This is a genomic window from Bacteroides sp. BFG-606, assembly GCF_024788145.1.
GTDB lineage: Bacteria > Bacteroidota > Bacteroidia > Bacteroidales > Bacteroidaceae > Bacteroides > Bacteroides vicugnae.
In genome coordinates, this window is sequence record NZ_JANUIL010000001.1 from 3,839,929 (window position 1) to 3,852,308 (window position 12,380).

At 44.3% G+C, this 12,380-nt stretch carries 8 protein-coding genes; all 8 read left to right on the plus strand.

From position 1 onward, the window contains the following. Nucleotides 1–4: 4 nt before the first annotated feature. From NXV01_RS14280 to NXV01_RS14315, 8 genes are read left to right on the plus strand one after another with little or no spacing between them, the layout of a single operon-like run. On the plus strand, nucleotides 5–1,540 hold the full coding sequence (locus NXV01_RS14280) for a RagB/SusD family nutrient uptake outer membrane protein (protein WP_195649047.1): 1,536 nt from the start codon (nucleotides 5–7) through the stop codon (nucleotides 1,538–1,540). Nucleotides 1,541–1,558: 18 nt separating this feature from the next. Continuing rightward, nucleotides 1,559–2,464: a DUF4984 domain-containing protein gene (locus NXV01_RS14285; protein ID WP_195649048.1), complete on the plus strand. Its 906-nt coding sequence runs from the start codon at nucleotides 1,559–1,561 to the stop codon at nucleotides 2,462–2,464. A 24-nt stretch (nucleotides 2,465–2,488) separates the two neighbouring features. After that, nucleotides 2,489–4,093, plus strand: coding sequence for a DUF5003 domain-containing protein (locus NXV01_RS14290; protein ID WP_195649049.1), 1,605 nt, complete (start codon nucleotides 2,489–2,491; stop codon nucleotides 4,091–4,093). 21 nt (nucleotides 4,094–4,114) lie between these two features. Then, nucleotides 4,115–6,832, plus strand: coding sequence for a DUF4458 domain-containing protein (locus NXV01_RS14295; protein ID WP_195649050.1), 2,718 nt, complete (start codon nucleotides 4,115–4,117; stop codon nucleotides 6,830–6,832). Nucleotides 6,833–6,849: 17 nt separating this feature from the next. After that, entirely contained in the window at nucleotides 6,850–8,835 is a 1,986-nt protein-coding gene (locus NXV01_RS14300; RefSeq protein ID WP_148366148.1) for a BACON domain-containing protein, read from the plus strand. A gap of 33 nt (nucleotides 8,836–8,868) precedes the next feature. Further along, complete coding sequence (locus NXV01_RS14305; RefSeq protein WP_259022732.1) at nucleotides 8,869–10,962, plus strand: subtilase family N-terminal domain-containing protein; 2,094 nt, start codon at nucleotides 8,869–8,871, stop codon at nucleotides 10,960–10,962. Nucleotides 10,963–10,974: 12 nt separating this feature from the next. Beyond that, nucleotides 10,975–11,748 (plus strand): DUF1573 domain-containing protein, encoded by a 774-nt coding sequence (locus tag NXV01_RS14310; RefSeq protein ID WP_259022733.1) that lies wholly within the window; start codon nucleotides 10,975–10,977, stop codon nucleotides 11,746–11,748. Nucleotides 11,749–11,768: 20 nt separating this feature from the next. Further along, nucleotides 11,769–12,242: a lipocalin family protein gene (locus NXV01_RS14315; RefSeq protein ID WP_259022734.1), complete on the plus strand. Its 474-nt coding sequence runs from the start codon at nucleotides 11,769–11,771 to the stop codon at nucleotides 12,240–12,242. Nucleotides 12,243–12,380: the final 138 nt, after the last annotated feature.

Here is a 12,380-nt window from a genome sequence, read left to right on the forward strand (position 1 = left end):
AAACATGATTAAGAAATTTAAATTATATATCTTGTTGGCTGCCGTGGCATGTTCCACCATCTCCTGTTTGGATAAGATGCCGGAGGATTCCATTCCTTTCGATGACGCTATCAAGACGGTGGATGATGTAAATCTGGCAGTGGTAGGTATTTACGATGCTTTTAAGAACAGCGCCCTTTATTCCGGCAACCTCACTTTGCTGCCCGACTTGCAGGCGGATTTCGTGTACGGAATAAACGGAAATACGAATACTTACGGAGACATCTGGCGCTGGAAAGACATTCTGGCTACCAATACAAGCATTGAGGCTGTATATGCCGGATTGTATAGTGTAATCAACCGGTGTAACTTCCTGCTCGACCGCGTGGATGCGGTGAGAAAGAACACAACCGATGACAATGACCTCGACCAGATCGACCAGTGTTGCGGCGAAGCTTATTTTGCCCGTGCGCTTGCTTATTCGGAGTTGGTGAAATGTTTCTGCAAGGCTTACGAAAGCGATGCGGAGGCAGCCAATGAACTGGGTGTTATCCTGACCCGGCACTATCAGGGAAATGAGGAAATGAAGCGTGCTTCGCTGAAGGACTCTTACCAGTTTATCCTCGACGATCTTGACCGTGCAGCCGAACTGTTGGCATTGGATAAAGATTATGATCCAGCTACCGACGGCGCTTTGTTCAACAATGCTATTTATTTCAACGAATACACTGTCTACGCTCTGCGTGCGCGTGTCGCTCTTTATATGAAGAACTGGGAAGATGCTATCAAGTATTCCAGCAAAGTGATAGACAGCGGTTACTACCTTTTGTCCAGTTGTACGCAGAACTATACTTCTACCGCCAGTTATTATAAGTATATGTGGACCAACGACAACGCTACGGAGATTATCTTCAAAGTCGGTTTTACCATTGACTCTTATGGCGGCAGGCTGGGAACGATTTTCTTTAATTACGATTTCAGTACAGTCCGTCCCGATTACGTGCCGGCAGAGTGGGTTATCAACTTATACGATAACAACGACTTGCGCGTATCCACTTTCTTCCTGACCTATCAGACTGGTTACAGCCACGGGCTTTCATGGCCTTTGCTGATAAAGTATTTTGGCAATGAATCGTTTGTAAACGAGAATATTCTTCACGTGTGCATGCCGAAAGTGCTCCGCTTGTCGGAACAGTACCTGATTCGTGCCGAAGCATATGTCAGTCAGTCGGCTCCCGATTATGGACGTGCCGGAAAAGATATTACTGCGCTTCGTACGGCTCGCTACGCTACTTACGGAGGTTCTACCGCCTTGAGCGCATCCAATGCGATGAAGGTGATCAAAGAAGAGCGTGTGAAGGAACTTTATATGGAAGGTTTCCGTCTTCACGACTTGAAACGTTGGCATGACGGATTTGAACGCAAGCCGCAGGCACAGTCATTGGAGAACGGCAGTAAACTGAAAGTAGAAGCCGACGATCCTTTGTTCGTATGGCCGATACCGCAGCATGAACTGGATGCTCCCGGCTCACAAGTACAACCGAATGAAAGTAACAAATAAGATTAAAAGCATACGATAATGAAGAAATTATTAATAGGATGTATGGCAGCCGTCGCTGCGCTGACGGTTTTTTCCGGCTGCGAGCAGGACAAGGTGACATACAGCGGAGCTAATTATCTTATGTTTTCTGACACGCTTTATACTTATGCCGTGCAAGAAACGAATGAGATATTCAACGTTCCCGTCGCTGCTACTGTGGCAGCCAACTACGACCGCACCTTTGCTGTGGAAGTGATAGACCGGGAGAGCAATGCCGTAGAAGGCAAGCATTATAAGTTATTGTCGAACACCGTCACCATCAAAGCGGGCGAAAGAGTTGCCAACTTGCAGGTGCAAGGTATGTATGACAGTATGGAGATTACCGACTCGCTGGGCTTCTCCCTACGGCTCGTCGTGCCCGAAGAAGATCGTTGGGATATATACGGCACAGGGGCGAAAGTGGTGATGCAGAAGATTCTTCCGTTTGACATTCAGGAGTTTACTGGATGGTGTAAGGTCACTTCCAGTTATCTGTCGTCCGATTATTATCCGAAGAAGACGGACATTCGTCTGGTTAAGTCGGATGTAGTGGAAGGCAAGGAGAATACGATTGCCATTCATGGTCTTTACTTTGACGGTTATGATACGGAAATCACTTTCAACCGGGAAGATGTATTGGAGCCGTTGGTTGAAATGGAAGAACATATGTGTGCCACTACGGCAGAGGCTTTCAACACCATTCACGGTGACGGAAAGTTGCTGATGAGCCAGCCGGCAGCTTATACTTCTTTCTATAGTACGAATGAGACTTTCATCATGCAGTATGTCACATTGAGTGTGAACAACAAAGATGGTTCGCTTTATGGCATAGTGGGCACGTTTATCAATATCATCGAATGGATAAGTGATGCGGAAGCGGAAAAATTAAAAGAACAAGGATATTAAAAAAATAAGTAATAGAAAATAGATATGAAAAAGTTTAGTTTAAAACCACAAGGAGGTTCCTGCATGAAGATGTTCTGCAAAAGTTGGCTCTTCATTGGCTTGCTCGCAACTTTCTGTTTGGCGGCATGCTCGGACGATGATGATAAGGCGGAGACTCCTGTATTTCCGGCAAAGCAGAATATCGTCTGCAATGCTGGTGAAACAACCGATTTTACTTTTACGGCGAATACAAACTGGAGCTTGGCTTCTTCTGCCATTTGGTGTAAGTTCAAAAGTGATACTACGGAAGAATATGTGGTATCCGGAACTGCCGGTACGCATACAGTAACCGTTATGGCTACGGACGACGACCAAAAGATAGAGAAAGCGAGCGTAGCTAAATTGGAATTGACAATGGATGGTGAGACTATCGTGATTGGTGAAGTTACTCGTTCGGCTGTGGGTACGGAATTGAAGATATTCGACCTTGAGGGAAATGAAATCGATAAAACCATTGGACTTAAGGTAGGATATGACAACTTTGCTCAATTCAAAGTAAAAGCTAACTTCCGTTTTGCTGCTACTAATCTGCCGGGCTGGGTAGAACTGCAAGGTGGTTCTTTTGTTGGCGCTGTGGATAAAGAAGTGACAGGCGGTTTGAAGATCATACAAGATGAAAATCGTGAGAAGTATCCGGTTGAAGCAAATATTGAGAAAAATGTGATTACGTTTGCCGATGAAGAAGGAAAAGCATTCTATGAGTTTCCTGTTTATTATGAGGGAATGAATCCAACGGAGATAAAACTTACTACTCCAACAACTTTTGCTACAGGTTGGGTTGTTACAATGGATGGAAAGACACTTACTCAACAAAGTATAGGTGGTACAGGAACTACAACTCTACAAAGGAGACTGCCATTTACTATTAAAACTTTGGAAGATGACTATGTAATTGTATTCATGAGTAAGGGTTGGGACGATAAAATTCACCTTGTAGGTTCAATGTATGACTTCTTTACTTATGACTGGATGCATTGCGAAGGGGAAAAGGGGAATTTAAGTATCATTATTGATGAATATAAGCCTAACTCTTGGAATGGTGATCCAGAAGAAAGAAGCGGGTATATTCTTGCATTTCCACGTGAAGTATATGAAAGGGATATTAAAGATAAGGAAGAAGAAGTTATTCTTGATGAAGAAGGAGAAATAGAGTATAGATATGAACAAAGTAATCTTATCATGGCTTTTACTCAAAAAGAAGTGAAAGAAGAAACGGGACCGAAAAGCTTTTTGATAAAGAAATCTGGATATGAAGAAATTTCAGCAACGCAAGCAACTGATGAGGATATATTAAATCTTCTTCAAGGAAACTATCAGCTAGAGAATGCTAAGGTTTATTCAATCTCCGCTGATGCAGGAAATTACTTCTCTATTTATCCCTTATTATCAGACAGTGAATGGACGGGAGAGGCTTATGTTATTAATCGTGAGGATAAAGATGTAGAAGTACGTCTCGAAACTTCAATGGATTCTGATGGTATGTATTTGGGAATCACTATACCTACTCCTTTTACAGAGGATTTAATAGTTGTTTTTAAAGGAACTGATTGGATCTTTAAGAAAGCTCTGGTAATTACTCCTGCCAATTAATTAACTTAGATAACTTAGTAAATGAATTTACATAAATTATACTCAATATTCTTCCTGCCGCTAATCGTCAGTCTACTGACAATAGTGGTAGTAAGCGGTTGTTCCGACGATGATGAGGAAATACTGCAAAGCCAATACGGCTATGTGCAGTTCAAACTCTACAAGGACGCCTCTTTTGGAAAGGAAGGAACCACCCGTGTGACGGACAAACTGGAAACGTTGTCTACGGCACAGAAGATAAAGGTGGTGATGGTGCACAACGGTACCACCGTTTCACAAACATTGCCCTTGAACTCATATAATGCAGGCAATGCGGAATATGGTGTGCGCAGTGATAAATTGAAGTTAGTAGTCGGTACGTATAAGGTGATCGGTTACGTGCTGTATGACAAACTCGATAAGGAAATCATGGCAGGTCCCGGTGGAGATAACGAAGATTTTACCGTTATAGCCGGAGGACTTCAAGAGAAAGCATTGACAGTAGATGCCGTATCTCGTGGTATGCTGACTTTCAAGTTGACGAAACAATGGGCTAACACACGTGCCACAGGTGAATATCTGTTCAGCAGCATTCGCTTTATCGATGTCACCTTGATGAATACCTTTACCCGTGAAACTACAGAGTTGAAAGGCATGAAGGTTACTTATAAAGAAGGTTCAAAGGAAAGTGTGAATCCTGCTAATCCGGAAGATAAGTACATGGATATAGAAGAAGCAACCTGCGACTCTGCCGTATGGGTTCCTTCCGGTACTTATCAGGTAGTAGCTTATACCACTTACACACAAAAGGGTATCACGAAACCCCAACTGGAAACGCAAGCTGTAAGAAGCGAGCCTATTGTTGTGAAAGATAACGAACTGACAAGCGAAGCGATCGTACCTATCCAGTTAAAGGAAACCGCAGAATATATCAAGGACTATAAAGCCTTGAAACAAATCTGGGAGGCTTTGGACGGAAAGAATTGGAGCTACAATGGCGGTACGGTGGATAATACAGTTCACAGTAAAAACTGGAACTTCAATAAGGAACTGGATATGTGGGGGAACCAGCCGGGCGTCGAACTGGACGAAAACGGTCGTATAACCGGACTTTCGCTCGCAGGCTTCGGTGCTAAAGGAAGAGTGCCTGATGCTATCGGACAATTGACGGAGTTGAAAACCCTTGCTTTCGGTACACACAGCGAAATGCTGAGCGGCAGACTATTCGGTGACGAAGAATTGACACCAGACATGGACGATGCGAAGAAAGAGAGGATACGCATGCACTATAAGCGGACTTTCCTTGATTACGACCCGCGCTCTCATATGTCGGAAATGCTGCAAGAAAGCATCAACCGTGATCCGGATATGAAGCCGATAAAGAAGGATAACCGCATCACGCTGAAAGATACGCAAATCGGTACGCTTACCAACCGTATCACATTTATCTCGAAAGCTCTCATGCGGTTGACAAAATTGCAGAACCTTAATATCGCCAATTCACCTATTCTCGCCGATGCTATTGCTACGGAGTGGGAGAATGAGAACTCGGAATATGCTAAGCAGTATGCTGATGAAGATTTGAGTTGGAGCAATCTGAAAGATTTAACAGATATAGAGCTTTATAACTGTCCTAAGATGGATAGGGTTCCGGATTTTATCTATGAATTGCCCGAGATACAGTCTCTGAACCTTGCCTGCAACAAAGGCATTAGTGCCGGTCAACTGAAAGCTGACTGGACAAAGCTTGCTGAGGAGAAGACTGGTCCTAAAATCCAGATACTTTATCTGGGTTATAACAATCTGGAAGAATTTCCGCCGTCTGAGTCTTTAGGGAAGATGGTTAAGCTTGGCTTGCTCGATTGCGTGCATAATAATATACATACGGTACATGCTTTTGGTACGAAGGTTAAACTGACCACCCTGATGTTGGGCAATAATCAAATTGAAGAAATTCCGGATAACTTCTGTGCTTTTACCGAGCAGGTAGAAGGACTGAACTTCTCTAATAACAAGTTGAAATATATCCCGAATATCTTCAATGCCAAATCAGTATATGTAATGGCATCAGTGGATTTCTCTTACAATGAGATCGGCTCGGTGGATGGAAAGAATATTAATTGTTCTATGGCGGATTATAAGGGTATCAATGCCAGCACAGTCAGTCTGTCAAATAATCAAATCAGTAAATTCCCTACAGAACTGTTTGCAACAGGTTCTCCAATTGGAACTATTGATTTGAGCGGTAACATGATGACCTCTATTCCGGAAAACTCACTGAAACCGAAGAACGGAAACTATAAGAATACGCATCTGCTCACGGTGATAGATTTGCGCTTCAATAAGTTGACAAGCCTGTCGGATGACTTCCGTGCAACGACTTTGCCTTATTTGACAAATATGGATGTCAGCTACAACTGTTTCTCCAAGTTCCCGACGCAGCCGCTGAACAGTAGCCAGTTGAAAGCTTTCGGTATCCGCCACCAGCGCGATAAGGATGGTAACCGTACTTTGCGTGAATGGCCTACGGGTATCACTACTTGTCCGAGTTTGCTGCAATTGCAGATTGGTTCGAATGATATTCGTAAAGTGAACGAAACACTCACTTCACGGCTCTATATATTAGAGATTGCAGACAATCCGAATATCTCTTTGGATGTAACCAGTGTATGTCCTTATATCGAGGCAGGCATGTATGTATTGCTTTATGATAAGACACAGGATATTCGTGGTTGTGATGCTTTGGGTATTGAACGATAATATAAAAGATTCTATTAATGAAGTATATTAGTAAAATAACATTAGGACTGATTCTTTGCACGGCGTTAGTGACCTCGTGCAAGGATGATGACGAACCGGGAATCGAGGGGCTTGCATTGGATAAGACCGAAATTACGATGGGTGCCGAAGGTGGAGTCGAAAAGATTGCCGTATCGTCCAGCGATCAATGGGTGACGAGCACCAAGGAACCTTGGTTAGCCATTTCGCCTGCCAACGGTATCGGTTCGGCGGTATGTGAGATAGCTATCGACTCCACACTGCAAAACCTTGCACGTACAACGGAGATACTTTTCGCCATGAACGGCAGAACACCTCAAAAGGTAACGGTTACACAGTTTGGTTTTAGCAAGCAAATCTTGATAAAAGAGTCGGAAGTGAAAATAGCTAGTTCGGATCGTTACGACGAACGTGTTTTCAAAAGTACTATCTCTACAAATGTCAAATTCAGAATAGACGGAGTAGATTATTCTTTCGCTGAAGAGGCAACTATGTCGGAGGAACAAAAAGCGGATGCAGAGAGTGACCGCGCAGATTGGTTGACATTGCCGAAAGAGAAAGATTTGAATGTGGAGTTAGACCGTGGAGCGCGTCCGCGTACCATAAAAGTAGATTTCCGTTGGGGAATGAATGTGGTTCCTTATACCCGTGTAGCTAAAATTCGTCTGATTCCGGAAGATCCCGAGGACCTGAAGGATTTGGTCGATGAAAACGGTAATAAGATAGATGCAGTGGTGCTGACTGTGAGACAGGAAGCTGCTATGAAGATTGAAGATAACCGTTCGGGCGACTCGCTGGCGGTGATTACTATCAATAATAAACTTCAGTCTATGACGCAGATTGATGCCAGTGAAAATATGATGAACTGGGCGAATGTGACGCTTTGGGAAGCTACGGATAAAGAAATACAAAACAACGAACTTCCTGAGGAAGCGGTAGGCCGTGTGCGTTCTGTAAGTTTTGCGATGATTAACCTGCAAGATGGTGAAGCCTTGCCCAAGGAGATTCGGCATTTGAAATATATAGAATCATTCGCAGTTCAGAGTAATGAAAACAGTCAGATCCGTACAATCTCTCTAGGAGAGGAAATCGGTGAGTTACAATATTTGAAACATTTGACTGTATATTCTGTAGGTATCAATGCTTTCCCCGATAATTTTATTAACTTAGGGAATAAGCTGGAAACATTGTATTTGGGAAGTAACAATTTCCCGTCATTGTCTGTGATTACCAATGTGGTGAATCAGAAGAATTTCGGCAAGTTGAAGGCTTTGACATTGACCGGATGCCGTGCTACGGATGTATTGCGTGATTTAAGTCTTATTAGTGGAGGCAAATATAATGGAAGAGACGTCGGCTTGCATGCAGACGTATCCAAAGAATACACGGAAAAAGAAGCCTTCTTGAAATTGTTGACATGGGATAAGTTGATTTCATTAGAAATGTCGTATAACTTCCTCGAAGGAGAATTCCCGACGGACGAAGAAGTGAAGAATGCGTTGACAGCAGCGAAGAAACCGCTTACTTATCAGCAAGAAGATTTCTTTACTAAAGATGAACTGGATGCTACTCCTGCTATCTATGAGTCTAAGTTATCTCAGGATACTTGCCAATGGTTGTTATCCACTGACAATTGGGTTACTTATAAGGATCAGGATGCGTTAAGAGGACAGGATATTCTGCGTGTATTGCCGTTTGCCCGTACGTTACATCTTAATCTGAACTTCATGACTGGTAAAATACCGAATTGGTTGCTGTTCCATCCGTACTTTGCATACTGGAATCCGGAAACGATGGTATTTAACCAGCAGGAAGGGGGTAAGAATTCTTCAGGAGATACAGTTGGATTCAGCAATGTGGAACTCGTGAACTACGATTATTCTTACTACTACGGCAGTGAAGACCCTGGAACAAACCAAAAGGTTGACGGCGTAGCTTATCCGTTGTATTACAAAGTATTTGTATTATCGGATACAGTAGAATAAATATCATTAACAAGAATAATTTAATAAGGAACAATGAAGAATAAATTCTTATATACAGCACTGTTTGCCTTGACGCTGACTGCCTGCTCGGAACAAGAGCTGATTGAACAACCGTCCACCCCGACAGGGGGGACGGAAGTCCAACTTCCGACGGATGTCACTTCCGGTGAATTGCTGATAAAGTTCGACCCGGCAATGACGGAGATCCTTGACCGGACTCTTGCGGTTGCTACCAGAAGCGGGGGAGCTATGACCCGTTCCGGGATTCCTTCTACCGACGAGGTGTTGGCTATTCTGGGGGCTTATCATTTTGAACGTATATTTCCGGTAGATCCCAGAAATGAAGAACGGACCCGCACCGCAGGATTGCATCTGTGGTATCGGGTGAAGTTTGATGAAAATACGGATGTGAAAGAAGCAGCCCGCCGGCTCAGTCAGTTGGGCGAAGTTTCCAAAGTACAGGCAAACAGCCGCATTCAACGTGCTTACAAGAAACAATCCTATCGCACTTATATTAGCGAAAGCGCTTTGAAACAAAAGGCAACTACGCGTGCGGGGAAAACAGAAAGCATATTCGATGATCCCGGTCTGTCGTATCAATGGCATTATATCAACAGCGGAGTTAATGCATTTGATAATCAGAATGAACTGCAGAATGGTTCGAAAGCAGGATGTGATGTCGGTTGTGCGGAAGCATGGAAGAAATGTACGGGTGACCCGTCTATTATTGTTGCCGTGCTGGACGAAGGCGTCATGAATACTCATCCCGACTTGATAAATAATATCTGGATTAACGAAGGCGAAAAATTGTATGCCGGTAAAGATGCCGACGGTAACGGTTATGAGGATGATCAGTACGGTTACAACTTCGTAAGCAATTCGCCTGTTATTACATGGCAGGATATCAACGATTCGGGACATGGCACACACGTTGCCGGTACGATTGCTGCTATGAACGGCAATCACGAAGGCGTCTGCGGTATCGCCGGTGGCGACGGTACACCTAATTCGGGCGTGAAGATAATGTCGTGTCAGGTGTTTTCCGGTGAGTATGGTGTGAGTCTGGATGGTGAGGCGCGGGCTATCAAATATGCGGCAGATAATGGCGCTGTTATCCTGCAATGTAGCTGGGGTTACAACTCTGCTTTGGCAAGTCTGGTAGACGGATATACTCCGGGTCCGGGTTCGGAAGAAGAATGGTCGGAACTTTATCCGCTGGAAAAAGAAGCATTGGATTACTTTATCAACAATGCCGGTTCTCCCAATGGGGTGATCGACGGTGGTCTGGCAATTTTCGCTTCCGGCAATGAATATGCGGCTATGCCTTCTTTCCCTGCTGCTTACTCTAAATGCATATCAGTAAGTGCGGTGGCTGCCGACTTTACTCCGGCTTCTTATACCGACTATGGTAAGGAAGTCACGATCTCAGCTCCGGGCGGTGATACGGAATATTATAATCCGGTGGGAGAGAATGATCCTGAAATATGGGAAGAAATAGACGGTGCTCATTCCGGTTCTATTCTCTCCACATTGATAAAGGACGGTCAGCCTGCCTATGGATATATGGACGGTACGTCTATGGCTTGCCCGCATGTATCGGGAGTAGCTGCACTGGGATTGTCGTATGCCGTTAAGTTGCGTCGTCACTTTAAGGCAAGCGAGTTTGTGGAACTGCTGAAAAAATCAGCGAAGCCGCTGGATCCCTATTATAGTAATGGAGCAGTGAAAAGGTTCTATCGTAACCATCTTACTCACGGAGCTTCCGCTACGAAAGTAGAGTTGTCGAGATACGTCGGCAAGATGGGTGAGGGACTGGCAAACGCCGGAGAGTTGTTGAACAAAATCGACGGCAGTGGTTCGGACATGGTAGTGCCTAATGTATATGTGTCAGAAGCAGCAACATCGACGGTAGACCTTGCTTCCTACTTTGTAAATGGTGACAACCTGACTTATACCTGTACGTCTGCTGATACAGCTATCGCTACGGTAAAGGTAACAGGTACGCTGATGGAGGTATCCGGTGTAAAAACCGGAGCGACCCGTATCACGGTGAAAGTAAGCAATGGAACGGAGCAAACAATCACCGTCACAGTTCGTAAAAAAGCCAATGACAACGGTTGGATGTAATTTTGATATTCAATGAAACCCATTATTTGGATACGGTTATTTATATGTTGTGCGGTTGTCGGACCGTTCCGGGCGGTAGAAGCCCGGAATGTCCGTTCCGTTCTGCAGGAGGAAGAAATTCTGCGTTTCGACCGGACGGTACTGGATGTCGGTACACTGACCGAAGACGATGCTCCGCAGACCTACCGTTTCACTTGCACGAACGTAAGCGGTAAAACCGTGAAGCTCACCTGTGTGAAGACAACTTGCGGTTGTACGGCGGCTGATGTCCGTATGGGAGAGATTCTTCCGGGCGAAACAAGAGTGATAGCATTGACTTACACTCCGAAGAATCATCCGGGAACGATCGACACGAATGCTTTCATCTATCTGGCTTCTTCGGACAGTCTGCCGGCGGCACGCCTCACCTTAAGAGGAAATGTGCTTCCCGGAGCGGATGAATGGGCGCGCTATCCATATGTAATGGGAAAGTTGAGGCTGAAACAAAATCGGATGGAATTTCGCGAAGTGGCTGCTGGAAAGCGTCCTTCGGAACGGGTTCTGTGCGGTAACAGTGGCGACCAGCCGCTGCGCTTGTCGGCTTCCCGTCTTCCGGCATTCGCTGCTTTCCGTACGGAACCGGAAGTTATCACTCCGGGTAGTGAAGCCGATATAGTGGTTACGATAGATGCCTCATTGATTCCTGCGGATAAAGACAGTTCATTTACCTTTCCGCTTGTGATAGAAGGAGTGGAGGGGCAACCGTCGGAACGGACATTGAATATTAAAGTAAACCGTATTAAATAACGATAAAATAAAAAGAAGACATGAAGAATATTTTCAAATTAATGGCTTTATTCGCCTTCGTGCTTTGTTTCTCATCTTGTGATGACGATGAAGATACAGCCCTTCCTACATTGCCGGTCACTGCTGCCAATCTGAACGGAGTATGGCAACTTGCCGAATGGAACGGGCAGCCTTTGGCGGAAGGTACCTATTGCTACATAGAGTTTAACCGCAAGGAACTCACTTTTGAAATGTACCAGAAGTTCGACAGTATGTACGCACGTTGCATCACCGGTTCTTTCAAGATTAAGAACGACCCTTATCTGGGCTACGTGCTTAGCGGAGACTACGATTTCGGCAATGGAGAGTGGAATCACGATTATATCGTAACCGATTTGCAGGAATCTGGCTCTATGGTCTGGACGGCAAAAGATGATGATAGCGACGTGAGCAAATATGTGCGTTGTAACAAAGTGCCGGACGAAATTATAGCGGAAGTAAAAGTGGACGAATAAAATTGATTTTTAGCTTCTTTAAAAGAAAAGGAGTATATAAAACTTTTCGAAATATAAATACCCCTCACAAAACTCTTTTGTGAGGGGTATTTTTAAACAAAAAAATTGCTGATCTTTTATTGTCATGCAAATGGATGG